Genomic DNA, 25,644 nt, shown 5'->3' with positions numbered 1-25,644 from the left:
GTTGTGTTTACAGCGTCAGAGTCAATCGGCTGACCAGTGCCCCCGGCAACAACGCCGACGCCGTCGCCCGCTGGCTATAGGTGCTCGCCGACAGCAACAACTCCCGCTCTGCGGTCAGCGCTTCGAGCTGCGAACCGAGCAGGCTGAAGGCGCTGTCATCAAAGCGCATGGTGCTGACCGGCGCCTGAATCTCGCCGTTCTCGACCCAGAACGTGGCAAAGCGGGTCATGCCGGTCAGGCGTGCGGCCGGTTGATCCGAGAAGTTCAGGTACCACAGGTTGCTGATGTACAACCCCGTGCCCAGTTGCTTGAGGATGTCGGTGTCAGGCAATAGCCCGGCTTTCATGTTCAGCGCGCTCGGCGATTCACCGCCGCTGGCGCCATTGGCGGTCAAACCGTATTCCGCCGCGCTGCGCGAGCTGACCAGTTGTGCCCCGGCCTTGCCACCGACGATCAACTCCAGATCACTGCGTGGATAACCTTCATCGGAAAACGCCGGGCTCAGCGAGCCGCTGACTTTTTCATCCAGCGAGACCAGCGGGCTGAAAGCGCTGTCGCCACCATAGAGCTTTTGCAGCGGGCTGCTTTTGCTGGCAATCGACTGTGCCGAGAAGCCACCCCAGCACAGCATGCCCATGATTTCTTCCAGCGCCGCCGGTGCCAGGTAAGCGCGGTACTGGCCGGGCGCCAAAGTGCGCAGTGGTCGGCCCAGAAACTCAAGCTGTTCGCGGGCTTGCCGGAAGCGTTTGGCAAAGCCTTCGCTGCTCCAGTCGTGCCCGGCGTAGCTGGCTTTCACGGCCTGGCCGTTCTCGTGGAACAGGCTGAAGTCGAAATTGAAACTGTTGGCCTGATGCCAGCCGAAGGCACCCGAAGAACTGGCAAAGCCCCGGCTGATCGGTCCGGCAGCGTAAAAACCGACAAGATCCAGTCCTTCGGCGGCCTGGGTAATCTGCGCGACCACCTGCTCGGTGTCCGGCAGTGGATGCGACTGCACGTTGTTGCTCTGCCAGCCATTGTGGTTGAGCAGCAGATAAGGATCCTGAGGCAGCAGCGGCAAGGTTTCCCGCAGCTGTTGCAGGCCTTCGGTCAAGCGTTGCAGATCGACCTGGGGATCGCCGGCCAGGGTGATGTGCAGGTCGGCATGCCGACCTTCGTTGATCAGCTTCAGGCCGATACTCGCCTGCTGCACCTGACCGGCCTGACGTACCTTGGCGTGATTGAAACGCACGAAGGCCGACGATTCGGCAGCATAGCTGAGGGTGAACTGCTCGGGTTCGCGAAGCGCTTCACGCAGGCTGTTGACCAGTGCCTTGAACGACGCGGACGAACTGTTTGAAGGATTCATCAGGCGTCTCCTCCGAATACATCAACGTTGCTGAATACGCAGGCCGGTGACGCGTGGCCGACGCGGATCACCTGGTTCGGTTCACCCTTGCCGCAGTTCGGTGTGCCGAGGACCCTGAAGGTACTGGCATCGCCGACGGCGCTGAGGCTTTTCCAGAACTGTGCGGAGATGCCCCTGTAATTGGGATTCTTCACCACACCCTTGAGTTCGCCGTTTTCAATCAGTTGGCCCCACTCACAGCCGAACTGGAATTTGTTGCGGGCATCGTCGATCGACCAGGAGCGGTTGGTCGACATCAGCACGCCGTGCTCGATGCCGCCGATCAGTTGTTCAATGGACTGGTCGCCCGGCTCGATGTTGAGGTTGGCCATGCGGTCGATCGGCGGACGGTTCCAGCCGCAGGCACGGCTGTTGGCGACGCCGTCCATGCCGGCACGGAATTGTGACAGTGCGCCGCCCAACGGGCGCAGCAACAAGCCTTCGCGGATCAGGAACTGTTTGCTGGCGGGCGTGCCGTCGTCGTCATGGCCGTAGCTGGCGAGCTCCTCGGGGATGTCCGGGTCGAAGGTCACGTTGAGCAGGCCGGAACCGTATTGCAGGCGGCCGAAATCTTCGGCTTTGACGAAACTGGTGCCGGCGTAATTGCGCTCGTCGCCGAGGATGCGGTCCAGCTCCAGCGGGTGACCGATGGATTCGTGGATTTGCAGCATCATCTGGTCGGGCATCAGCAGCAGGTCACGCTGGCCTTGCGGGGTGTTTGGCGCCAGCAGCAATTGCAGGGCCTGATCGGCCACCTGGATACCGGCACCGATCAGCCCGCAGCGGCTGATGACGTCCGCCGCGCCTTGCTGACCGAAGTTCTCGCGACCCAGGCTGCGGGTCTGGCTGTCGTTGCCGTCGTAGGCCGTGACATCCAGGCCGGGGTACACAAAGCGTTGGGCCTGACGCAGTTCGGCACCGGCGCTGTTGAGGTAAATCTGTTCGACGTGGGTGATGCCGAGGCTGACCTGCCAGTTCACCAGGCGCTCGTCCTTGGGCACGGCGGCGGATTCGGCACCGAGTAACGTGTAGCAGTCGCTCAGGGACGGGAAGGCCTGGTCGAGGTTGGGCGAATAGTAATCGGCGCGGTCGCTGGAAACAGCTTGCTCGCGCAGGTCCAGCAAGGCGTGGGGCTTGAGCCGACGGGCCTGGAGTTCGGCGCGTTCGAGGGCGGCTTGCAGGCCTTGTTGCGACAAATCACTGGTCGCCGCATAGGCCTCGACGCCATTGACTCGCACGGTCAGCATCGCCCCTTCGTCACGGCTCAGGCTTGGCGGTTCGGCGACGTTCTTGCGCACCGACAGGTACTGCCCGGATTCGCGCACATAACGCAGGGAAAAGAATTCAGCACCCGTGCGCAAGGCGGCGAAGCGCTGCTTGAGCTGGGGGTAGAAATCGAACATTCGTGAACCTCCTGGGTATGGAGTGGCGGCGCAGCGGTGTTGCGAGGGGGAAGAGGTGAAACGTTTGCGTGGCGCTAGATTAGGCCTGCAAGGGGGGAGGATCAAGGGTGGAGCGGTGTAGAGAGGGATTACCGGGAAGAGGGTGTTGTCTGGTCGGCCCCCTTCGCGAGCAAGCCCGCTCCCACATTTGATTCCGGTTGTTCACAAGATCTGTGTCCACTGGAGATCAAATGTGGGAGCGGGCTTGCTCGCGAAGGCAGCACCGCGGTGTAACTGTCTTACTGTGCAGTAGCGCTCACTTCCCGCACCGGCTTGCCCTTCACCGGCGCTCCAGCCGCCACATAGTAAGTGGCTGTGCTGCGCGGCAACGGCTTGCGGCCACGGATCTTGTCGGCGATTTTCTCGGCCATCATGATCGTCGGGGCGTTGAGGTTGCCGGTGGTGATGATCGGCATGATCGAGGCATCGACCACACGCAGGCCCTGCATGCCATGCACGCGACCTTCGCCATCGACCACGGCCATTTCGTCGGTGCCCATCTTGCACGAGCAGGACGGGTGGAACGCGGTTTCGGCGTGTTCGCGGATGAACTTGTCCAGTTGCTCATCGGTTTGCACTTCGATGCCCGGGCTGATCTCGCGACCACGGAAGGCGTCCAGTGCAGGTTGCTGCATGATTTCACGGGTCAGGCGGATGCCGTCGCGGAATTCCTGCCAGTCCTGCTCGGTGGCCATGTAGTTGAACAGGATGCTCGGGTGCTGGCGCGGGTCCTTGGACTTGACCTGGATGCGACCACGGCTTGGCGAACGCATGGAGCCCATGTGCGCCTGGAAGCCGTGCTCTTTCACACCGTTGCTGCCGTTGTAGTTAATCGCCACCGGCAGGAAGTGGTACTGGATGTTCGGCCATTCGAATTCCGGGCGGGTGCGGATGAATCCGCCGGCTTCGAACTGGTTGCTGGCACCGATGCCGGTGCCGTTGAACAGCCACTCGGCACCGATGGCCGGCTGGTTGTGCAAGAGCAGCGACGGGTACAGCGAGACCGGTTGGGTGCAAGCGTATTGCAGGTACAACTCAAGGTGGTCCTGCAGGTTTTCACCCACGCCCGGCAGGTCGTGGACCACCGGAATGTCGAGGCTTTGCAGCAGTTTCGCCGGGCCGACGCCGGAGCGTTGCAGGATCTGCGGCGAGGCGATGGCGCCGGAGCACAGCAGCACTTCCTTGCGAGCCTTGACCTCAACACGCTCTTCAGCCGCGCCGACCAGGTAACGCACGCCGACCGCACGCTTGCCTTCGAACAGGATCTTGTCGGTCAGGGCGTGGGTGACGATGGTCAGGGTCGAACGCTTTTTAGCCGTGTCCAGGTAGCCGCGAGCGGTGCTGGAACGACGGCCTTTCGGCGTCACGGTACGGTCCATCGGGCCGAAGCCTTCCTGCTGGTAGCCGTTCAAGTCTTCGGTGCGCGGGTAACCGGCCTGCACGCCTGCTTCAACCATGGCGTGGAACAGCGGGTTGTTGCCGGCTTTCGGCGTGGTCACGCTGACCGGGCCTTCGCCGCCGTGGTAGTCGTTCGGGCCGATGTCGCGGGTTTCCGCTTTTCTGAAATAGGGCAGGCAGTCCAGGTACGACCAGTCCTCGAGACCTGGCAATTTTGCCCAGCCGTCGTAGTCCATGGCGTTGCCACGGATGTAGCACATGCCGTTGATCAGCGAGGAACCGCCGAGGCCCTTGCCGCGACCGCACTCCATCCGGCGACCGTCCATGTGTGGTTCCGGATCGGTTTCGTAGGCCCAGTTGTAGCGACGGCCTTGCAGCGGAAACGCCAGGGCGGCCGGCATTTGTGTGCGGAAGTCCAAACGGTAGTCCGGGCCGCCCGCTTCGAGCAACAGGACGGTGACGCCTGCGTCTTCGGTCAGACGGGTCGCCAGGGTGTTACCGGCGGAGCCGGCACCGATGATGATGTAATCGAATTCTTGGGACATTGAATGCACCCTCTTTGAAGTTGGTCAGGTCAGGCCATGGCGAGTGCTGCGCACTCGATTCGCGAGTAAGCCCGCTCCCACATTGGAACGCGTAGTCCTGTGGGAGCGGGCTTGCCCGCGAAGTGGCCTTCGCAGGCAATACAAGGCTCGGGTCTTAGAACACCGAGGCGTAATCGCCCAGCTCGACCTGTACCGATTTGATGCGGGTGAAGTTGTTCAGCGAGCTGATGCCGTTTTCACGACCAACACCCGACTGCTTGTAGCCGCCGACCGGCATCTTCGCGTCGGACTCGCCCCAGGCGTTGATCCAGCAGATACCGGCTTCCAGTTGATGAATCACGCGGTGCGCGCGGTTCAGGTCCTTGGTAACGATACCGGCGGCCAGGCCGAAGTCGGTGTCGTTGGCGCGGCGGATCACTTCTTCTTCGGTTTCGTAGGTGAGGATCGCCATCACCGGGCCAAAGATCTCTTCACGGACGATGGTCATGTCGTCGGTGCAGTCGGTGAACACGGTCGGGGCCACGAATGCACCCTTGGCGAATTCACCGTCGGTCAGACGCTCACCGCCGCACAGTACGCGGGCGCCTTCTTCCTTGCCCTTGGCGATGTAGCCCAGCACGTTTTCCATGTGGGCGAAGCTGACCAGCGGGCCGAAGTTGGTGTTTTCGTCTTCCGGGTTGCCGATGCGGATGCGTGCAACGCGCTCGACGATCTTGGCTTCGAAGGCTGCTTTCAGGTGAGCTGGCACGAACACGCGAGTGCCGTTGGTGCAGACCTGGCCGGAGCTGTAGAAGTTGGCCATCATCGCGGTGTCGGCGGCGCGATCGAGGTCGGCGTCGTCGCAGATGATCAGCGGGGACTTGCCGCCCAGTTCCATGGTCACGTCTTTCAGCGAGGAAGCCGAGGCGCTGGCCATGACTTTCTTGCCGGTGTCGGTGCCGCCGGTGAAGGAGACTTTCTCGATGCGCGGGTGCTCGGTCAGCCAGGTGCCGACTTCACGGCCGCTGCCGGTCAGGACGTTGAACACGCCATTCGGCAGGCCGGCTTCGGTGTAGATCTCGGCCAGTTTCAGGGTGGTCAGCGAGGTGACTTCACTCGGCTTGAAGATCATCGCGTTACCGGCGGCCAGGGCCGGTGCGGATTTCCACAGGGCGATCTGGATCGGGTAGTTCCACGCGCCGATACCGGCCACGATGCCCAGCGGCTCGCGACGGGTGTAGACGAACGAAGTGGTGCGCAGCGGGATCTGCTCGCCTTCGATGGCCGGTACCAGGCCCGCGTAGTATTCCAGCACGTCGGCACCGGTGACGATGTCGACGTATTTGGTTTCGGAGAATGCTTTACCGGTGTCCAGGGTTTCCAGGGCAGCCAGTTCATCGTTGCGCTCGCGCAGGATTTCCACGGCGCGACGCAGGATGCGCGAACGCTCCATGGCGGTCATCGCAGCCCAGATTTTCTGGCCCTTTTCGGCGCTGACCACAGCGCGCTCGACGTCTTCCTTGGTCGCACGTTGTACTTTTGCGAGGACTTCACCGTTAGCCGGGTTGATGGCTTCGAAAGTGGCGTCGCTGCTGGCGTCGCTGTAAGCGCCATCGATGTAGAGTTTTTGCAGTTCGAAACGGGCCATATTGTCCTCGCAAGTGCATTGGTTGTTGGCGCGATTCAGGTGTCGAGCGTTCTATGTGTGCTCTAACTCACCTGCTTGGCCAGTTGTAGATCCATGTATTCGTAAGCGATCCGGTGCGCCTGCTCGGTGTCGAAAGAGTCTCCCGACAGCGCGCCGCGCAACCACAAGCCGTCAATAAGGGCTGCCAGGCCACGGGCTGCACTGCGCGCATCTTCGAGCGGCAGTACGCGGCGGAACTGGCAACACAGGTTGGAATACAGACGGTGATCGTTGATCCGCTGCAACCTGTGCAAAGACGGGTGGTGCATGCTGGTGGCCCAGAAGGCCAGCCAGGTTTTCATTGCCGGGCCATTGACCTGGCTGGCGTCGAAGTTGCCTTCGATGATCACCTGAAGGTGAGCCCGTGGGCTGTTGTCCTTCAGCGCCTGACGGCGCGCGGTGACGTTCTCGCTCAGGACACTCATCAGGTACTGCGCCGTGGCAGCTATCAGGCCATTCTTGTCCTGAAAGTAGTGACTGATGATGCCGTTCGAGACACCGGCCAAGCGGGCGATCAGCGCAATGCTGGCGTCCCCCATTCCGACCTGATCGACGGCCAGCAAAGTGGCTTCGATCAATTGCTGGCGGCGGATGGGTTGCATACCGACCTTGGGCATCTTGCACATCTCCTTAGGCCTTGCGGCAGACGTCAGACGGCTACCGGCTTGAGGGCCAGTCTATTTTGTTTTGATTGAACGTTCAATCAACAAAGAATAAGATCTGCGACAATTCGTCGCTGCTTACAGATTTTTCCTGCGTGTAAATGGCGGCAAACCGACATCCGAAACGGCTCGAAGCCTGTACGCCACGGCGTCTCATGGGCTTCGGGCTTTTTTCGGGCTGTCTTTATATCACCCGCCGGTCGGCTGCCCACTAACCGATTGGTCGGGTAACCCGTTTGTCTTGCGTTCTTCTCTCGCACTGCCCGGAGCATCTGTGCCATGAGTTCTGCCTCGCTAATAAAGACCCCACCCGAGAAGGTGACGGTCAACGGTTGGGTGTTCTACACCTCTACCGCGTTGATTCTGTTGTTGACCGCCATTCTGATCATCGCCCCGCAAGAGGCCGGCAGAATGCTGGGTACGGCGCAAGCCTGGTTGTCCCGCAGCTTCGGCTGGTACTACATGGTGGTGATTGCCGCCTACCTGATTTTTGTCGTCGGCCTGGCGTTTTCGTCCTACGGCAAACTCAAGCTCGGCAGCAAGGATGACACCCCGGACTTCAGCTACGGCGCCTGGGCGGGGATGCTGTTCTCCTCGGGTATCGGTATTTCGCTGCTGTACTTCGGTGCATCCGAGCCGCTGGACCACTACTTCAACCCGCCGGAAGGCGTGGCCGGCAGCAACCTTGCCGCCCGTCAGGCAGTGCAACTGACCTTCTTGCATTGGGGCCTGCATGGCTGGGCGATCTACGCGCTGGTCGGCCTGGCCGTGGCGTACTTTGCCTACCGGCATAACCAGCCGCTGGCGTTGCGCTCGGCGTTGTACCCGCTGGTGGGTGAGCGTTGGGTCAAGGGCGCGGCCGGGCATGCGGTGGACGGCTTCGGCATGTTCGTGACCCTGCTGGGTCTGGTGACCAACCTGGGGATTGGTTCGCTGCAAGTGTCGTCGGGGCTGGAAAACCTGTTCGGCATGGAGCACAGCAACACCAACCTGCTGATCGTGATCATCGTGATGAGCACCGTGGCGACCATCGCTGCCGTGTCGGGTGTGGAAAACGGCATCCGTCGTCTGTCCAACCTGAACATCGTGCTGTTCAGCGGCCTGCTGATTTTCGTCCTGTTGTTCGGCCCGACCCTGCACCTGCTCAACGGCTTCGTGCAGAACGTCGGTGACTACCTGAACGGCGTGGTGCTGAAGACTTTCGACCTCTATGTGTACGAAGGCGACAGTGAGAAGTCCGACCGCTGGCTGGGCCTGTGGACCCTGTTCTATTGGGCCTGGTGGATTTCCTGGGCGCCATTCGTGGGCATGTTCATTGCGCGTATTTCCCGTGGTCGCACCGTGCGTGAGCTGGTCGCGGGCGTGCTGTTGATTCCGCTGGGCTTTACTCTGGCGTGGCTGTCGATCTTCGGTAACTCGGCCCTGGACCTGGTGATGAACCATGGGGCGGTAGAGCTCGGGAAGACTGCGCTGGAACAGCCATCCATGGCGATCTACCAGTTGCTTGAGCATTACCCGGCGTCGAAAGTGGTGATCGGCGTGTCGATCTTTGTCGGTTTCGTGCTGTTCCTGACCCCGGCGGATTCCGGCGCGGTGATGATGGCCAACCTGTCCTGCAAAGGCGGCACCGTCGACGAAGACGCACCGCACTGGCTGCGGATCTTCTGGTCGGTGGTGATCACCCTGGTGACCATCGGCCTGCTGTTCGCCGGCAACTTCGAAGCCATGCAAACCATGGTGGTACTGGCCGGTCTGCCGTTCTCGGTGGTGCTGGTGTTCTTCATGTTCGGCTTGCACAAGGCCATGCGCCAGGACGTACAGATCGAACAGGAACAAGCGGAGCTGGCGGCACGCGGGCGCCGTGGTTTCACTGAGCGTTTGACCCAGTTGGACCTGCAACCGAGCCAGTCGGTGGTCCAGCGTTTCATGGACAAGCACGTGACTCCGGCGCTGGACGATGCGGCTGTGCAGTTGCGTACGCAAGGGCTGCAAGTGCAGACGCTGCTGGGCAAGTCCAAGCGTTGCATGGGCCTGCGGATCGAGATGGATGAGGGCAACCCGTTTGTCTACGAAGTGAGCCTGGACGGCTACCTGGCCACGCCAACCGAATCGGCTCAGTCCGATGAGGCGCGTCAGCGTTACTACCGCGCAGAGGTGTACCTGCACAACGGCAGCCAGGACTACGACTTGATGGGCTTCACCCAGGATCAGATCACCCGTGACGTGCTCGACCAGTTTGAAAGCCATCGGCAGCTCCTTGGCCGGGTTTATAGCTGAGTTCTGAACTGATGCGGTGTTTCTGTCTGAAGCACCGCGTCGCATTCTTCGCGAGCAAGCCCGCTCCCACATTGGATTTGTGAACACCGCAGATCAAATGTGGGAGCGGGCTTGCTCGCGAAGGGGCAATCAGCCGCAAAGCTGCATCACCCGATACCCCACAAACAAAAACGCCGCGATACTCTCGCGGCGTTTTTGCATCTGTTGCCTTACCCCAGGTTCTTGCCGAGCAGTGCGTGATACAGCTCGCTGTCGCCAAGAATCCCCACCACATGGTTGTTATCGTGCAGCACCAGTTTGTTGCCGGTCTGATAACGAATCTGCAGCGCGTCGCGCATGCCGATGTTGGAGTCCACCAGAGTCGGCTTGCGTTCCAGGCCTTCGACGGCTTGCCCCGGCATCCAGTTCTGCAGGTCCATGCTCGAGCCGTTCTTGCGCGCGCCTTTGATGGTGTTGCCTTCTGCCAGGTCCAGCCACGAATCGCCGCCCGGATCCAGGCATACCGAGCCGTTGATGCGTTTGCAGTTGTCCAGGGTGCGCATCAGGCTGCGACCGCACAGTACGTTCAGCGGGTTGGTGTGGGCCACGAAGGTCCGCACGTAGTCGTCCGCAGGGTTGAGGACGATTTCTTCCGGTTTGCTGTACTGGATGATCCGGCCGTCTTTCATGATCGCGATACGGCTGCCCAGTTTCAGGGCTTCGTCGAGGTCGTGGCTCACGAACACGATGGTCTTGTGCAGCTTGCGTTGCAGTTCCAGTAGTTCGTCTTGCAGGCCCTGGCGGATCAGCGGGTCGAGGGCCGAGAACGGTTCGTCCATCAAAAGGATGTCGGCGTCCATCGCCAGCGCACGGGCCAGGCCCACGCGTTGCTGCATACCACCGGACAGCTCGTTGGGCTTCTTGTTGCGCCACTGGGTCAGGCCCACCAGCTCAAGTTTGTCGTCCACCAGCTTGCGGCGTTCTTTCTCGGGACGACCCTGCATCTCCAGGCCGAAGCTGATGTTCTCGCGAACGGTCAGCCAGGGCATCAGGGCGAACTTCTGGAACACCATCGCAATGCGCTTGGTGCGCATCATTTTCAGTTCGGCGGCGGAGCAGGAAGCAATGTTGATCTGCTTGCCTTCGTGCTCGACGAACAGCTTGCCGCGGCTGACGGTGTTGAGGCCGTTGATGCAGCGCAGCAGGCTGGATTTGCCGGAGCCGGACAAGCCCATCAGCACACAGATTTCACCTTTTTCGATATCCAGGCTGGCCTTTTCGACGCCAACGATCTGCCCGGTCTTTTTCAGGATCTCGCTGCGGGTCAAGCCTTGATCGAGAAGTTTCAGTGCCTCGCGTGGATCTTTGGTGAAGATCACGTCGACGTCTTCGAAGCGAATAATGCTCATGCGTCACCCCCTACTTTGGCTTCGGGTTGTTTGCAGATACGGTCGAGCATGATCGCCAGCAGTACGATCGCCAGGCCCGCTTCGAAGCCCAGGGCGATATCAGCGGTATTCAGTGCGTTGACCACCGGTTTACCCAATCCGTCGGCGCCTACCAGTGCCGCGATCACCACCATCGACAACGACAGCATGATGCACTGGGTGATGCCGGCCGCGATGCTCGGCATGGCGTGAGGCAGTTCGATCCGCGTCAGCAGTTGGCGACGCGAGCAGCCAAAGGCCTTGCCGGCGTCCATCAATTCTTCCGGGACATCGCGGATACCCAGGTAGGTCAGGCGGATGGGCGCGGCAATCGCGAACACCACCGTGGAGATCAGGCCCGGGACCACACCCAGCCCGAAGAGGGTCAGGGTAGGAATGAGGTAAACGAAGGTCGGTACGGTCTGCATCAGATCGAGTACCGGACGCATTAAAGTGTAGAACATCGGCTTGTGCGCCGCGACGATGCCCAGTGGTACGCCGATGACCACGCAGACCAGGGTGGCGAACATCACCTGGGCGAGGGTTTCCATGGTTTCCTGCCAGTACCCCAGATTGAGGATCAGCAGAAAGGAGGCAACGACAAACGCGGTCAGGCCCCATTTTCGTTGAATGAAGTGTGCCAGTAGCGCGATCAGGCCGATCAGTGCCAGCGGGTTGAACCAGGTCAGCGCAAACGTCACGCCGTGGATCATCGTTTCCAGTGACACGGCGATTGCGTCGAAGGTGCTGGCGCCGTGTTGCGTCAACCATTCAACGAAGCTCGCGATGTACTGGCCTAAAGGGATTTTCTGATCAATCAGCATGGTAGTGAACGTCCGCATGCAAGGAAATAAACAGCCCGGACGGCCGAAGCCGTCCGGCATAAGCGATTACTGATTCAGCTTGGCTTTCACGGCTTCCAGGCCAGGTTTACCGTCAGTGGTGGTCACGCCAGCGAGCCAGGTATCGAGCACCTGTGGATTCTTTTTAAGCCAGGCCTTGGCGGCCGCGTCAGGCTTCATCTTGTCGTCCAGGATGTTGCCCATGAGTTCGCTTTCCATGTCGACGGTGAACTCCAGGTTTTTCAGCAGTTGGCCCACGTTGCTGCATTCTTCGGCGTAACCCTTGCGGGTGTTGGTCGCCACGGTGGCAGCACCGAAATCCGGGCCAAAGAAATCGTCGCCGCCGGTCAGGTATTGAATCTTGAAGCGCTTGTTCATCGGGTGCGGCGCCCAACCGAGGAAGACCACGGCGGTGTCGCGTTTCTGAGCGCGGTCGACCTGCGACAGCATGCCGGCTTCGCTGGACTCTACGACCTTGAAGCCCGCGTCCTTGAGGCCGAAGGCGTTCTTGTCGATCATCGTCTGGATCAGGCGGTTACCGTCGTTGCCAGGCTCGATGCCGTAGATCTTGCCGTCGAGTTCTTTCTTGAACTTGGCGATGTCGGCGAAGTCATGCAGCCCTTTGTCGTATAGCGCCTGGGGAACGGCGAGGGTGTACTTGGCGCCCTTGAGGTTGGTGCGCACGGTGTCCACGGTGCCGGCATCGCGGTAGGCCTTGATGTCGTTTTCCATGGTCGGCATCCAGTTGCCGAGGAATATGTCCATGTTCTTGCCGTCGGCCAGGGACTTGTAGGTCACGGGCACGGAAATCATGGTGGTCTTGGTCTTGTAGCCGAGGGCGTTGAGCACGACGCTGGTGGTCGCGGTTGTCGCGGTGATGTCGGTCCAGCCGACATCGGAGAAGTTTACGGTACTGCACTGCGCCGGTTCTGCGGCTTGCGCCAGAACCGGCAGACTAAGCATGGCGGCCAACAACAACGACGGGGAACCTTTCATGGATGGACTCCTTGGTGTTTTTTTTGGCAGTGTTCCGACTGGACCACCGCACTTATAGGTTGCGGTTGGATGGCGTTCTGGAGACAGCTCTACCACGGCGCCTTGCAATCGAGTCGATATGATCATGTACCAGTGAAAATCTGACGCCTACAGGGTGCGTCGTATCCAGTACAGGGATGGTCGCATCCAGTGTCGGTGACGTCGTTTACAGATTTTTTCAGCCCATTTTCTCGCTCTGAATCGCAAAAAAACGGCGAAAACACGGCGTAAAAGACACGCGGCGCTGTTGGGCATGAGTGCGTCGGTTAGAGACGTCGAACAACACGATAAAAGCTTGATGATGCGGTCATCTCGGCGGATTGCAGCTTGAGCGTAGCAGCTCCGTTACCGTGCGCTTTTGCGTGCGCAGTAGGCCCATCCAGGAGTTCGGCAGTAATGGCTATCAGTGTTTTCGACCTGTTCAAAATCGGCATCGGTCCTTCCAGTTCGCACACCGTGGGGCCCATGCGGGCGGCGGCGTTGTTTGTGCAGGGATTGCGCGAGCGTGGTTTGCTGGAGCAGGTGCGGCGTGTCGAAGTCCGGCTGTTCGGCTCGTTGTCGGCCACCGGCATCGGCCACGGCAGCGACAACGCGGTGATCATGGGCCTGATGGGCGAGTGGCCGGACGCGATCGATCCGTCGCAAATCGGCATCCGCATCCAGGCCCTGCGCGAAACCCACACGCTGTTGCTCGACAGTCGGCTGTCGGTACCGTTTATCTGGGCCAGGGACATGCGCCTGATCGACGAAAACCTGCCGTATCACCCCAACGCCATGACCCTGATTGTCGAAGGCGATGACGGCGAATTGCATCGCGACACCTACTATTCGGTCGGCGGCGGTTTTGTCGTCGATGAAGCCCAGGCCTCCAGTGGTGTCGTCGACCTCGATCGCACCGAATTGCCCTACGATTTCTCCAGCGCCGCCGAGCTGTTGGAGCTGTGTAAAAAACACAACCTGCGTGTGGCTGAATTGATGATGGCCAACGAGAAAGTCTGGCGCAGCGAAGAGGAAATCCGCAGCGGCCTGATGAAGCTCTGGCGCGCCATGCAGGATTGCGTCGAACAAGGCCTGAAACACGAAGGCATCCTGCCCGGCGGGCTGAACGTGCGCCGCCGCGCGGCCAAGCTGCATCGCAGCTTGCAGGAATTGAACAAACCCAACGTGATCGGCTCGACCTTGAGCGCCATGGAGTGGGTCAACCTGTTCGCCCTGGCGGTCAACGAAGAAAACGCCGCCGGCGGGCGCATGGTCACGGCACCGACCAATGGCGCGGCGGGGATCATTCCGGCGGTGTTGCATTACTTCATGAAGTTCAGCGAAGCGGTGACCGACGCCAATGTCGTCGACTACTTCCTCGGTGCGGCGGCGGTGGGAATCCTGTGCAAGAAAAACGCCTCGATTTCCGGTGCCGAAGTTGGTTGCCAGGGCGAAGTCGGTTCGGCCTGCGCCATGGCGGCGGCCGGGCTGGCGGAAATTCTTGGCGCCACGCCAGAGCAACTGTGCAACGCGGCGGAGATCGGGCTGGAACACAACCTCGGCCTGACCTGCGACCCGGTGGGCGGGCTGGTCCAGGTGCCATGCATCGAGCGCAACGCAATTGCCGCGGTCAAGGCGATCAATGCGGCGCAAATGGCTTTGCGCGGCGATGGCCAGCACTTTATCTCGCTGGACCGGGTGATCCGCACCATGCGCGATACCGGTGCCGACATGCATGACAAATATAAGGAGACATCGCGGGGTGGGTTGGCGGTCAGCGCCGTCGAGTGCTGAGATCTAGCTGACTTCATCGCTGGCAAGCCAGCTCCCACAGGTTCTTTGGTGTGGCTGATATCTTGATCACACCCAAATCCCTGTGGGAGCGGGCTTGCCCGCGATAGCGGCAGACCAGTCAAAACTGCGCGCCAAGTGAACACCCGCTCGAAACCGCGCCGCCTTTTAGTGCGTCGCTCATAGATAAATCGTCCTGCCAGCGGTCGGAGTCATTCAAGGCCTCGACCATTCGTCACCCGTGCCTGCGGTGACACTCTTTTCCAGCGGCTCGTAGCCCTGTTCCCACAAGTGCTACCGAATTGCTCACAGCTTGTGGGCCGGGGCGCTTGCCAGCCCTGATGGCCATTTAAATCCCCACTCCCTGCGCGTCATATATAGACACATTCCGACGTCGTTTTTAGGAGTTATTGAACGCGCATTCAAATTTAGGCATGGCAATTGCTCTGTCATTACAAAGCCCGTCTCCCACGCGAGAACGATGGCAATAACAAGAGCCTCCGCCTGAGGCCATCACCCGCTTTGTGTGAGGAGATACCGCGATGACGTCGTTCAACTCCGGGGCCCAACCCCAGAACCGTGCGCCTCAATCCATCGGCTTTCTGCTGCTGGACAATTTCACGCTGATTTCTCTGGCCTCCGCAGTGGAACCCCTGCGCATGGCCAACCAATTGTCCGGTCGCGAGCTGTATCGCTGGACTACCCTCACCGTCGATGGCGGTCAGGTCTGGGCCAGTGACGGCCTGCAGATCACCCCCGACGCCTCCATGCACAAAGCCCCGCCAATGGACACTGTCATCGTCTGCGGCGGTATCGGTATTCAGCGCACTGTTACCCGGGAACACGTTTCATGGCTGCAAAGCCAGGCCCGTCAGTCCCGCCGCCTCGGCGCGGTGTGCACCGGCAGCTGGGCCCTGGCCTGCGCCGGCCTGCTCGACGGCTTCGATTGCAGCGTGCACTGGGAATGTCTGGCAGCAATGCAGGAAGCTTTCCCGCGGGTAGCCATGAGCACCCGTCTGTTCACCCTCGACCGTAATCGTTTCACCAGCTCGGGCGGCACCGCGCCGCTGGACATGATGCTGCACCTGATCAGCCGCGATCACGGTCGCGAACTGTCGGCGGCCATTTCGGAAATGTTCGTCTACGAGCGCATCCGCAACGAACAGGATCACCAGCGTGTGCCGCTCAAGCACATGCTCGGCACCAACCAGCCAAAATTGCAGGAAATCGTTGCGCTGATGGAAGCCAACCTCGAAGAGCCGATCGACCTCGACGAACTGGCGGTGTATGTCGCGGTGTCCCGTCGTCAGCTCGAACGCCTGTTCCAGAAGTACCTGCACTGCTCGCCATCGCGTTACTACCTCAAGCTGCGCCTGATCCGTGCGCGGCAATTGCTCAAGCAAACGCCGATGTCGATCATCGAAGTGGCGTCGGTCTGCGGTTTCGTGTCCACGCCGCATTTCTCCAAGTGCTATCGCGAGTACTTCGGCATTCCGCCGCGCGACGAGCGCGTAGGCTCCAACACTACCCAGCAAGTGGCGATGATGCCGCTGCCGCAAGCGCTGGTGCTGTCGCCGTTGTCCGGGCCGTTGTCGGCGCTGAGCCAGGCGCGTAACGAGTCGACCTTTGCCAGCGTAAGGCTCTAGACCGAGTCGCTCCCTTCGCGAGCAAGCCCGCTCCCACATTGGAATGCATTCCAATGTGGGAGCGGGCTTGCTCGCGAAGGCTTTTTATCGGCCTGTGTGGCTCTGCTGATACTCCGCCAATGCCGGCAACAACTGCTTGTCGATCGCCTGGCGCACCGCCGGCAGGATGGTCGCGCTGCTGGTGTACATCTGCTTGACCATGGTCCGCAAGGTCATCGCCCGTACATCGTTCAAACCCCGTACCGCACACTCGCAGGCTTGTTCTGCGGTGGCGCCGGTGGGCACTTCGAAACCCAATGACTTGAGCTGGCCCAACAGGTCTTCCTGGTCTATCAAATCGGCGTGCATCATGACGCAATCCTTCTTCAGGGAACGGTGTCGTGGTTCGATTCTGGTGGGGGTGCCGGGTGTCGGCAAGGACGATTTGTCGCAATGGCTCAATTGGTTATGAACATGTCGTTTTCGGCTAACCTGGTCCGCGGGGGAGTGGGCACACTGGACTCAGCTCGCTTCACGAAGGTTTGGTCACCCTCGCACGGCGGCTCCTCAACAGTACCCTCTGCCTCGATCCTGTCACGGCTTGATCGGGGTTTTTTTTGTCTGTGAATCAGTGGGTCTTGTTTTGATTGAGATACCGTCTTCGCGAGCAAGCCCGCTCCCACAGGGATTGCGTATAACCTGTGGGAGCGGGCTTGCTCCGGGCGGCGTTCCGACGAAGAACGATGACGCGGCCTAGCGTTGCAACACCAGGATGCGCGACAACAACTCATCCCGGTCGACATAGCAGCCCTGGAAATGCCGTGCCCCGGTGGCGGGGTCGAAGGCGTTGCGGGCATGCAGGGTGCGGCGGTTGTCAAAGCACCACAGCTCACCGGGATTGAGCCGCTGCATCAATCTGAATCGAGGCTCGCGGGTCATCGCGATAAAGCGTCGGTAGGCCTTGTACAGCCTGGGCATCTGCTCTACCGAGGCATCGAATGGTCCGCGCAGAAAGTTCGCCATGCGGATTTCCGACACCTGCCCCTGCGCATCCAGGGCAATGATCGGCGCGAGACAGCGGTAGTCGCTGTGACGGTCCTTGTTGCGAAACTCCACGGGGATTTCGCAGAGGTTTTTGAAGGACTCGGGGTCTTCCCGGCGCAAGGCGTCGGCAATGGCAAAACCGTCGACAAAGATGCTCTCGCCACCTTCGGCGTCATTGACCAGGCAGTGCAGGAATTGCAGCCCCGGTTGCAGCTCCCGGGTCGGCAAATCGCTGTGCAACGGCAGGTTGAAAGCGGTGTAGGCGTTGCTGTCGGCATCGGCCTTGGATTGCACGTTGAACAGCACGCCGAAATTGCTCTCGCGGATGAAGGAAATCCGTTGGGCGATCAGCTTCAGGGAACCTGGCGCGGTGGGCACGCCACGGACCTGGGTCAATCCGACATCCCGCACCGCCAACAACCATTGCAACAAGGCGTCGGAGTCGTTCATCAGCGCTTGATATTCGAACACCGGCAACTGCAAATCGCTGTGCCAGAGCCTGGCTACAGGCTTGCGCTGCTGGCGCTCGGCGCGGGATTGATCGTCATAGGCGTGGGCGCGTAGCCAGCCGGGGTCGAAGCGGCTGCTGTGGCCGTCCTGCCAGGCAATCGCCAGACAGCCATCGTTGTCGATACTGGCGCTCTCGGGCATCAGATCCTGAGCCACATCGACGATTTCCAGCACTTGCTCGCGGGTTACGGTGTAGACGCACTGCGGGCACGGGCAATTGTCCCGTAGCCATTGATGGTGGAAAGGGCTGACACGATCGTCGGCCCAGCTCACCAGAACACGGTCCGCCAGAGTCTGCACGCCAGCCAGCGCGCTGATCAACGGATAGGTACGAAAGTCAGCAAATGCAGCGGCGGTGTTCATGGCGATCTCCTTGTTATTTTTTTGCGGGTAATGCGATCACTCGGCCAATGTATTCGGGTGTCGGCAGGTCCGCCTGTTCGGCGACGATGGCTTGCAGTCGGCTCAGGGATTGCTCGCTGAACGGTGCCGAACGCGGCCCGGCGAGATCCACGTGCAGCAGCATCTGTTCGTTGCCTGCAAGTTCCTCGGTATCCCCGACCAAATGCAGGCTGTGATAGAGGTGCACGCGCTTGCTGTCGTGGGCGACGATTTGGGTATGCACTTCGACCTGGGCGTCGAGCTTCACTTCGTGCAGGTAGTTCAGGTGCAGTTCGAGGGTGAACAGCGAGTTGCCGCTGGCTTCCCGGCTGTTGCTGTCCAGGCCCAGGCGATCCATCAGGGCATCGGTGGCGTAGCTGAAAATCAGCAAGTAGAACGCATCGCGCAGGTGGCCGTTGTAGTCGACCCAGTCGGGGATGATGGTGGTCTGGTAGGTGGTCAGTGCGGGCATGGTTTAACTTCCAATATGTGTGGTGACGGTACCGCCGCTTTCGCGAGCAAGCCCGCTCCCACAAGGGATTTCTGTCGTGAACACTGTCTATGTCACACCGCAAATCCAATGTGGGAGCGGGCTTGCTCGCGAAGGGGGCAGACCTGCTGCCCCATTGGCTTGAGGCTTACTCGCTGAACGCCATCCCATGCTTCTCTTTGGTGGTCTTCACCGCCTCCAGCACCGCCAGCAGGCAGTCATCACGATAGCGCTCCAGCGCCGAAATGCTGTGTTTACCCAGTTGATCGCTGGTGCCATCGACCACGTCGTCGATCAGCTTGTCGGTCAGTTCCGGAGCCGGCAGGTAAGTCCAGGGTAACTGCAATGCCGGACCAAACTGTGCCATGAAGTGGCGCATGCCGGCATCACCACCGGCCAGGGTGTAAGTCAGGAACGTGCCCATGAACGACCAGCGCAAACCGGCGCCGAAGCGGATTGCATCGTCGATTTCGCCGGTAGTCGCCACGCCGTCGTTGACCAGGTGCAGCGCCTCGCGCCACAGCGCTTCGAGCAGGCGGTCAGCGATGAAGCCCGGTACTTCCTTGCGCACGTGCAACGGGCGCATCCCCAGGGATTCATAGACTTTCATCGCCGCTTGCACCGCTTCAGGTGCGGTGTTCTTGCCGCCGACCACTTCCACCAATGGCAGCAGGTAAACCGGGTTGAACGGGTGACCGACCACGCAGCGTTCCGGATGCGTGGCGCTTTCGTAGAACTCGCTCGGCAACAGGCCGGAGGTGCTGGAGCCGATCAACGCATTGGGCTTGGCCGCCGCGCTGATTTTGCTGTGCAGGTCCAGTTTCAGCTCCAGTCGTTCCGGGGCGCTTTCCTGGATGAAGTCGGCATCGCGCACGCACTCTTCGATGGTCGCGACAAAGCGCAGGCGATCCTGCGACGCACCTGGCGCCAGGCCTTGTTTTTCCAGCGCGCCCCAGGCATTGGCGACACGCTTGCGCAGGGCCGCTTCGGCACCGGGGGCCGGGTCCCAGGCCACTACATCCAGGCCATGGGCGAGGGCGCGGGACACCCAACCGCTGCCGATGACACCGCTGCCCAGGGCGGCGAAGGTTTTGATTTCGGTGATAAAGCTCATGGCGATTTCCTAGAGAATTCGGTGATCTTCTGTAGGAGCGAGCTTGCTCGCGATGGTATTCCAGGCGCTGATTGGCGTCGGCTGTACCTTTTTCGCGAGCAAGCTCGCTCCTACAGGGGGGATGTGTGGGATTAACCGCGCTTTGTCAGGCCCATTTTCTTGCGGCCTTCAGCCGGCGTCAGGACGCGTGCACCGAGGCGGCTGAGGATTTCCGTGGCGCGCTCGACCAGTTGGCCGTTGGTCGCCAGTACGCCCTTGTCCAGCCACAGGTTGTCTTCCAGCCCGACCCGCACGTTGCCGCCGAGCAACACCGCTTGCGCCGCCATCGGCATCTGCATGCGACCGATACCGAAGCCGGCCCAGACCGCGTCGGCCGGCAGGTTGTCGACCATGGCTTTCATGGTGGTGGTGTCCGCCGGCGCGCCCCAAGGGATACCCAGGCACAGCTGGAACAACGGGTTGTCGAGCAGGCCTTCCTTGATCATCTGCTTGGCGAACCACAGGTGACCGGTGTCGAAGATTTCCAGCTCGGCCTTCACGCCCAGCTCTTGAATGCGTTTGGCGCCAGCACGCAGCTGCGCCGGGGTGGAGACGTAAATGGTGTCGCCGTCGCCGAAGTTCAGGGTGCCGCAATCCAGGGTGCAGATTTCCGGCAGCAATTCTTCGACGTGGGCCAGACGGGTCAGCGGGCCGACCAGATCGGTGTTCGGGCCGAACTCCATCGGGTTCTCGCCAGCGCCGATTTCCAGGTCGCCACCCATGCCGGCGGTGAGGTTGACGATGATGTCCACGTCCGCCTCGCGGATACGCTCCATCACTTCGCGATACAGCGCCACGTCACGGCTGAACTTGCCGGTTTGCGGGTCACGCACATGGCAGTGAACCACGGTGGCACCGGCCTTGGCGGCTTCCACGGCGGCAGCCGCGATTTGTTTCGGGGTGACCGGCACGTGTGGGCTCTTGGCGGTCGTGTCGCCAGCACCGGTGAGTGCGCAGGTGATGATGACGTCGTGGTTCATTTGGCGGTTCCTTACAGGCGAGTTTTTGGTTTTGGCCGGGCGTGGTGGTCCAGTTCGCAGCCCGTTGGGGCTGCGAGTCGGTGGTTCAAATCAGGGTTATTTACTGGTCAGTTGCAGGTTTTCAGCGGCCGGTTTGCCATCGAAGGTGGTGACGCCTTCAAGCCAGCGTTTTTTGTCCTGCGGGTGATCCTTGAGCCATTGTTTGGCCGACTCGAAAGCGTCCTTGTGATCCAGCAGCGGCTGCATCATCCGGCTCTCGTCTTCGGCGGTGAACGTCAGGTTGCTCAGCAGGCGACCGACGTTCGGGCATTGTTCGGCGTAGGTCGGTGCGGTGACGGTCCACACGGTGGCCTTGCCTTCGTTCGGGCCGAGGGCGTCGTCGCTGCCGGTGAGGTAGGTCATTTTCACGTTGACGTTCATCGGGTGCGGCGCCCAGCCGAAGAACACCACGGCTTCGTTGCGACGAACGGCGCGGTCCACGGCGGCGAGCATGCCGGCTTCGCTGGACTCGACCAGCTGGAACTTGCCGAGGCCGAACTGGTTCTTGGAGATCATTGCCTTGATCTGGGTGTTGGCGCCCGAGCCAGGCTCGATGCCGTAGATCTTGCCGCCCAGTTCTTTTTCGAACTTGGCGATGTCGGCGAAGGTTTTCAGACCCTTGTCGGCGAGGTAGGTCGGCACGGCGAGGGTCGCGCGGGCGTCTTGCAGGCTTGGCGCTTCCAGCACCTTGACCTGTTTGGCGTCGACGAACGGGGTGATGGTCTGGGTCATCAGCGGGTTCCAGTAGCCGAGGAACAGGTCCAGACGCTGATCGCGGATCCCGGCGAAGATGATTTGCTGGGAGGCGCTGGTTTGTTTGGTGCTGTAGCCGATGCCATCGAGCAATACCTGGGTCATGGCGCTGGTCGCGATCACGTCGGTCCAGTTCACTACACCCATGCGCACGTTCTGGCACGCGGCGGGTTCGGCGGCCATGACACTGGCGCTCAGCAAAGCGGTACCACTGAGTGCAAGAACACAGCTGCTGATCAGTCGTTTCATCTCAGGTTCCTCGGCAGTTCGTTTATTGTGAGTTCCGGTGTCTGATGCGCCGGTGATGCCAAGTTACGCAGCTAAGCGCCCCTGAAAGCGCACTGCGGCGACCGACTCTTGCACTGCAGCGACCTGTGCTCTTGAATGCCACGAGCAAGTGGCGTATCAACGTCCACACGCTGCCCGCCCTCCCGTTACCTGGCCTCTTGTTACCTGCTAAGCGAGTGCGCTCCATGTCCCAGGATTTCTACTTCTTGTTGATGCCGGGTTTCTCGGCCATCGGATTCATCTCGGCCATCGAGCCGTTGCGGGTCGCCAATCGCTTTCGCGGCGAGCTCTATCGCTGGCATGTGCTGAGCGCCGATGGCGGGGCGGTGCTGGCCAGCAACGGCATGTCGGTCAACGCCGATGCGGCGCTGGAGCCGTTGAAAAAAGGCGCGACACTGCTGGTGGTCGCCGGGTTCGAACCCCTGAAATTCGCCACCCCGGCGCTGGAACACTGGTTGCGCCGCCTGGACAACGAAGGCGTGACGCTCGGCGCCATCGACACCGGCAGCTTCATCCTCGCCGAGGCGGGGTTGCTCGACGGCCATCGCCTGACCCTGCACTGGGAAGCCATCGACGCCTTCAAAGAGTCCTATCCACAGCTCAGCGTCACCCAGGAGCTGTTCGAGATCGACCGCCGACGCATCACCTCCGCCGGTGGCACCGCGTCCATTGACCTGATGCTGGATCTGATCGCCCAGGCCCACGGCCCCGAGCTGGCGATCCAGGTCAGCGAACAATTCGTGCTCGGCCGTATCCGTCCGCGCAAAGACCACCAGCGCATGGAAGTCGCCACGCGTTATGGCATCAGCAACAAGAAGCTGGTGCACGTGATCGGCGAGATGGAGCAGCACAGCGAACCGCCGCTGAGTACGCTGGAACTGGCGGAATCGATCAAGGTGACGCGGCGGCAGCTGGAGCGACTGTTTCGGTTGCACTTGAACGACACGCCGAGCAACTTCTACCTGCGCTTAAGGCTGGAGAAAGCCCGGCAGTTGCTGCGCCAGACCGACATGAGCGTGCTGGAAGTGAGCATTGCCTGCGGGTTTGAATCGCCGTCGTATTTCACCCGCAGTTATCGGGCGAAATACGAGCGGTGCCCACGAGAAGACCGGCGTACCGCGAAAGCATGAACACTCGAGATCCGCTGTAGGAGCGAGCTCTGCTCGCGAAAAACGCCTGGGCGACGCGTTCATTCAGGTAGCACGCGTAATCGTTAACGTCCATCGCGAGCAGAGCTCGCTCCTACAGGGTTGAAGGTTACTTTTTCAGTAACGCCGAACAGGCAGCCTTATACGCCTCATGCTGATACTTGTTCAGCGTCGCCGGCAGCTCAAACCCGTGCTTCTTGGCCTGAGCATTGATGGTCTGCGGCGACAGCAAGGTCACTTCGCAATTCTCCAGCAGCTGGAAAACCCCTTCGATCTTGAACGTGGTCGGCCCACCGGCGAATTCGCCTTTCTTGCTGCGCTTCTTGATCGCGATGCGATCGATGGAATTCTCACGGACAAACGAAGCGACCTGAGCGGCGAACACTTTGACGTTGGCGGCTTCGTCGTCATCGTCCAGGGCAATTTTCTTGGTAGCGAGCGCGACATGGCTCAGCGCCTGACCATCCAGCGTGGCCAATGCGATGATCGCTTCGATGCCCTTGATTTCGATGCCGCAGACTTTCATGTTGAATCCCGTTAGTGACAGAAGGTGAGCAGCTTACAGCTCAAGCTGTATGGCGATTGCATTACTCCTGCCCGATCGACTCCAAAAACTCCGACCGTTCGTCACTCATCCGCGCAATGCAATCGTTCTGGGCAATGGTGAACGCCTTGCTGCCATTGGTGGCCGGGAAGGCTTCGACGGCGCAGTCGGCATCCCGGGTCTTCAGCCATTGCTGTTGGGCGGCCTTGAGCTTGGCCGTGATGTCGGCCAGTTGCGACGGGTTCTTGCCGTATTGCGACTGCATGCGATCGGTCAGGCCCTGGAGGTTTTCCTTGAGCAGGTCTTCGGCGGTGGTTTTGCTGAACGCCGAGCACTCGAGGGTCTGGACGTCGTTTTCGACTTTGTCGCACGGGTTGTCGTCGGACACCTCCGCTGCGTGTACGCCGGTCGCAATCAGTGCCAAAGCCAGAAGGATGGATTTCATTCAGGTCGCCGCTCTATTCCAGTGATGCGGCGAATTCTGGCCCAAGCCGAGGGCCTTGAACAGGTCGTTGATTGTGCCTGACTACGACCCTTTGTCGCGGATTGACGCTTTCGGCAAACCCCCTGTCGTTTTTGCACCCGGCTGCCCCTGCACCGAGGCATATGCTGGCCCCAAAGCGCCGGCAGACGATTCGGCGCATGAATCGCTAATAAGGGGACAGCCTGATGAGCCCAGCCGAATTGCACGCCGACAGCATCGTTATCGACGGGCTGATTATTGCCAAGTGGAACCGCGAGCTGTTTGAAGACATGCGCAAAGGCGGTCTGACCGCGGCCAACTGCACCGTGTCGGTGTGGGAGGGCTTCCAGGCCACCGTCAACAACATCGCCGCCAGCCAGAAACTGATCCGCGAGAACAGCGACCTGGTGATTCCGGTGCGTACCACCGCCGACATCCGCAAGGCCAAGGAGCAGGGCAAGACCGGTATCCTCTTCGGCTTCCAGAATGCCCACGCCTATGAAGACCAGATCGGCTACGTCGAGGTGTTCAAGCAGCTCGGCGTCGGTATCGTGCAGATGTGCTACAACACCCAGAACCTGGTGGGCACCGGTTGCTACGAGCGCGATGGCGGCCTGTCGGGCTTTGGTCGCGAAATCGTCGCCGAGATGAACCGGGTTGGCGTGATGTGCGACCTGTCCCACGTCGGCTCCAAGACTTCCGAAGAAGTCATCCTCGAGTCGAAGAAGCCGGTCTGCTACTCCCACTGCCTGCCGTCGGGGCTCAAGGAGCACCCGCGCAACAAGTCCGATGAAGAACTGAAGTTCATTGCCGACCACGGCGGTTTTGTCGGCGTGACCATGTTCGCGCCGTTCCTGGCCAAGGGCATCGACTCGACCATCGACGACTACGCCGAAGCCATTGAATACACCTTGAACATCGTTGGCGAAGACGCCATCGGCATCGGCACCGACTTCACACAGGGCCATGGCCAGGACTTCTTCGAATACCTGACCCACGACAAGGGCTACGCCCGCCGCCTGACCAGCTTCGGCAAGATCATCAACCCGCTGGGCATCCGCACCGTGGGCGAGTTCCCGAACCTGACCGAAACACTGCTCAAGCGCGGCCATTCCGAGCGCGTGGTGCGCAAGATCATGGGCGAGAACTGGGTCAACGTGCTCAAGGACGTCTGGGGCGAGTAAGCCGCAGCACTTCTGAATCTTTTCCCCCGGCCATCCGCGCCGGGGGCAATACCAAAATTCTTCTGGAGTTAAGTTTCCATGGCCAAGATCGCCCCGCAATTGCCAATCGAAGTCGACAGCGAAACCGGTGTCTGGACCTCCGACGCCCTGCCGATGCTGTACGTACCGCGGCATTTCTTCGTCAACAACCACATGGGCATCGAGGAAGTGCTGGGCGCCGAAGCCTATGCCGAAATCCTCTACAAGGCCGGCTACAAGTCCGCCTGGCACTGGTGTGAAAAAGAAGCCGAATGCCATGGCCTGGAAGGCGTCGCGGTTTTCGAGCACTACATGAAGCGCCTGTCGCAGCGCGGCTGGGGCCTGTTCAAGATCCAGGACATCGACCTCGACAAAGGCACCTGCAGCGTCAAGCTCGAGCACTCGGCGTTCGTCTACGTGTACGGCAAGGTCGGGCGCAAGGTCGACTATATGTTCACCGGCTGGTTTGCCGGCGCGATGGACCAGATCCTCGCCGCTCGCGGCAGCAAGATCCGCACCGTGGCCGAGCAAGTCTACGGTGGCTCCGAAGAGGGCCACGAAGACGGCTTGTTCATCGTCAAGCCGTTGTAAGTCGAG

General features: G+C 60.7%; 22 protein-coding genes. 6 read left to right on the top strand and 16 right to left on the bottom strand.

Going from position 1 to position 25,644, the window contains the following annotated elements; all coding sequences use genetic code 11:
* Positions 1–7 precede the first annotated feature (7 nt).
* The 5 genes from AC06G5_RS28155 to betI all read right to left on the bottom strand — a co-directional run bounded on the left by AC06G5_RS28155 (position 8) and on the right by betI (position 7,052).
* A complete protein-coding gene (locus tag AC06G5_RS28155; protein WP_413426399.1) occupies positions 8–1,345 on the bottom strand; it encodes a TldD/PmbA family protein in 1,338 nt (445 codons plus the stop codon).
* Entirely contained in the window at positions 1,345–2,787 is a 1,443-nt protein-coding gene (locus tag AC06G5_RS28150; protein ID WP_413426401.1) for a TldD/PmbA family protein, read from the bottom strand. Before AC06G5_RS28150 ends, AC06G5_RS28155 begins: the two co-directional genes overlap by 1 nt.
* A gap of 278 nt (positions 2,788–3,065) precedes the next feature.
* A complete protein-coding gene (gene betA / locus AC06G5_RS28145; RefSeq protein WP_413426403.1) occupies positions 3,066–4,769 on the bottom strand; it encodes a choline dehydrogenase in 1,704 nt (567 codons plus the stop codon).
* Positions 4,770–4,923: 154 nt separating this feature from the next.
* Positions 4,924–6,396 (bottom strand): betaine-aldehyde dehydrogenase, encoded by a 1,473-nt coding sequence (gene betB / locus AC06G5_RS28140; RefSeq protein WP_413426405.1) that lies wholly within the window; start codon positions 6,394–6,396, stop codon positions 4,924–4,926.
* A gap of 62 nt (positions 6,397–6,458) precedes the next feature.
* Positions 6,459–7,052, bottom strand: a complete 594-nt coding sequence (betI, locus tag AC06G5_RS28135; protein ID WP_085716437.1) for a transcriptional regulator BetI — start codon at positions 7,050–7,052, stop codon at positions 6,459–6,461.
* A gap of 381 nt (positions 7,053–7,433) precedes the next feature.
* Here betI and AC06G5_RS28130 point away from each other — a divergent pair, with 381 nt between their 5' ends.
* On the top strand, positions 7,434–9,374 hold the full coding sequence (locus AC06G5_RS28130) for a BCCT family transporter (RefSeq protein WP_413426414.1): 1,941 nt from the start codon (positions 7,434–7,436) through the stop codon (positions 9,372–9,374).
* Between the two features lie 209 nt (positions 9,375–9,583).
* Here the strand turns inward: AC06G5_RS28130 and choV are convergent, their stop codons facing one another.
* From choV to AC06G5_RS28115, 3 genes are all read right to left on the bottom strand, one after another.
* On the bottom strand, positions 9,584–10,762 hold the full coding sequence (choV, locus tag AC06G5_RS28125; protein ID WP_413426407.1) for a choline ABC transporter ATP-binding protein: 1,179 nt from the start codon (positions 10,760–10,762) through the stop codon (positions 9,584–9,586).
* Positions 10,759–11,604 (bottom strand): choline ABC transporter permease subunit, encoded by an 846-nt coding sequence (gene choW, locus AC06G5_RS28120; protein WP_413426409.1) that lies wholly within the window; start codon positions 11,602–11,604, stop codon positions 10,759–10,761. Before choW ends, choV begins: the two co-directional genes overlap by 4 nt.
* A gap of 66 nt (positions 11,605–11,670) precedes the next feature.
* On the bottom strand, positions 11,671–12,618 hold the full coding sequence (locus AC06G5_RS28115; RefSeq protein ID WP_008019483.1) for a choline ABC transporter substrate-binding protein: 948 nt from the start codon (positions 12,616–12,618) through the stop codon (positions 11,671–11,673).
* A 435-nt stretch (positions 12,619–13,053) separates the two neighbouring features.
* Here AC06G5_RS28115 and AC06G5_RS28110 point away from each other — a divergent pair, with 435 nt between their 5' ends.
* Both AC06G5_RS28110 and gbdR read left to right on the top strand, forming a co-directional pair.
* Positions 13,054–14,430, top strand: coding sequence for an L-serine ammonia-lyase (locus tag AC06G5_RS28110; protein ID WP_413426412.1), 1,377 nt, complete (start codon positions 13,054–13,056; stop codon positions 14,428–14,430).
* Between the two features lie 539 nt (positions 14,431–14,969).
* Entirely contained in the window at positions 14,970–16,073 is a 1,104-nt protein-coding gene (gene gbdR, locus AC06G5_RS28105; RefSeq protein WP_090325880.1) for a choline metabolism transcriptional regulator GbdR, read from the top strand.
* Positions 16,074–16,157: 84 nt separating this feature from the next.
* Here gbdR and AC06G5_RS28100 read toward each other — a convergent pair whose 3' ends face one another.
* The 6 genes from AC06G5_RS28100 to AC06G5_RS28075 form a co-directional block, all read right to left on the bottom strand.
* On the bottom strand, positions 16,158–16,424 hold the full coding sequence (locus AC06G5_RS28100; RefSeq protein ID WP_007995656.1) for a hypothetical protein: 267 nt from the start codon (positions 16,422–16,424) through the stop codon (positions 16,158–16,160).
* Between the two features lie 381 nt (positions 16,425–16,805).
* Positions 16,806–17,969 (bottom strand): gamma-butyrobetaine dioxygenase, encoded by a 1,164-nt coding sequence (locus tag AC06G5_RS28095; protein ID WP_480458616.1) that lies wholly within the window; start codon positions 17,967–17,969, stop codon positions 16,806–16,808.
* Between the two features lie 13 nt (positions 17,970–17,982).
* Positions 17,983–18,459 (bottom strand): thioesterase family protein, encoded by a 477-nt coding sequence (locus tag AC06G5_RS28090; RefSeq protein ID WP_413424861.1) that lies wholly within the window; start codon positions 18,457–18,459, stop codon positions 17,983–17,985.
* 166 nt (positions 18,460–18,625) lie between these two features.
* Positions 18,626–19,591: an L-carnitine dehydrogenase gene (locus AC06G5_RS28085; protein ID WP_095964145.1), complete on the bottom strand. Its 966-nt coding sequence runs from the start codon at positions 19,589–19,591 to the stop codon at positions 18,626–18,628.
* A 131-nt stretch (positions 19,592–19,722) separates the two neighbouring features.
* Complete coding sequence (gene cdhC, locus AC06G5_RS28080; RefSeq protein WP_103396696.1) at positions 19,723–20,610, bottom strand: 3-dehydrocarnitine:acetyl-CoA trimethylamine transferase CdhC; 888 nt, start codon at positions 20,608–20,610, stop codon at positions 19,723–19,725.
* A gap of 96 nt (positions 20,611–20,706) precedes the next feature.
* On the bottom strand, positions 20,707–21,651 hold the full coding sequence (locus tag AC06G5_RS28075; RefSeq protein ID WP_413424858.1) for a choline ABC transporter substrate-binding protein: 945 nt from the start codon (positions 21,649–21,651) through the stop codon (positions 20,707–20,709).
* Between the two features lie 224 nt (positions 21,652–21,875).
* On the opposite strand from AC06G5_RS28075, the gene AC06G5_RS28070 reads away from it, so the two are divergent.
* Positions 21,876–22,820, top strand: coding sequence for a GlxA family transcriptional regulator (locus AC06G5_RS28070; RefSeq protein WP_085716447.1), 945 nt, complete (start codon positions 21,876–21,878; stop codon positions 22,818–22,820).
* 127 nt (positions 22,821–22,947) lie between these two features.
* Here AC06G5_RS28070 and AC06G5_RS28065 read toward each other — a convergent pair whose 3' ends face one another.
* Both AC06G5_RS28065 and AC06G5_RS28060 read right to left on the bottom strand, forming a co-directional pair.
* Positions 22,948–23,364, bottom strand: a complete 417-nt coding sequence (locus AC06G5_RS28065; protein ID WP_413424856.1) for a DUF3010 family protein — start codon at positions 23,362–23,364, stop codon at positions 22,948–22,950.
* Positions 23,365–23,425: 61 nt separating this feature from the next.
* Positions 23,426–23,827: a lysozyme inhibitor LprI family protein gene (locus AC06G5_RS28060; protein ID WP_413703899.1), complete on the bottom strand. Its 402-nt coding sequence runs from the start codon at positions 23,825–23,827 to the stop codon at positions 23,426–23,428.
* Between the two features lie 224 nt (positions 23,828–24,051).
* Between AC06G5_RS28060 and AC06G5_RS28055 the strand changes: the two genes are divergently transcribed.
* Both AC06G5_RS28055 and AC06G5_RS28050 read left to right on the top strand, forming a co-directional pair.
* Positions 24,052–25,029: a dipeptidase gene (locus AC06G5_RS28055; RefSeq protein WP_096514542.1), complete on the top strand. Its 978-nt coding sequence runs from the start codon at positions 24,052–24,054 to the stop codon at positions 25,027–25,029.
* A 78-nt stretch (positions 25,030–25,107) separates the two neighbouring features.
* Positions 25,108–25,638, top strand: a complete 531-nt coding sequence (locus AC06G5_RS28050) for a DUF5943 domain-containing protein (RefSeq protein WP_008019495.1) — start codon at positions 25,108–25,110, stop codon at positions 25,636–25,638.
* Positions 25,639–25,644 lie beyond the last annotated feature (6 nt).

Source organism: Pseudomonas sp. WT-JTC, from assembly GCF_056711565.1.
Note: the sequence above shows the minus strand (reverse complement) of the source record. Positions and strands in the feature narration are given on the sequence as shown.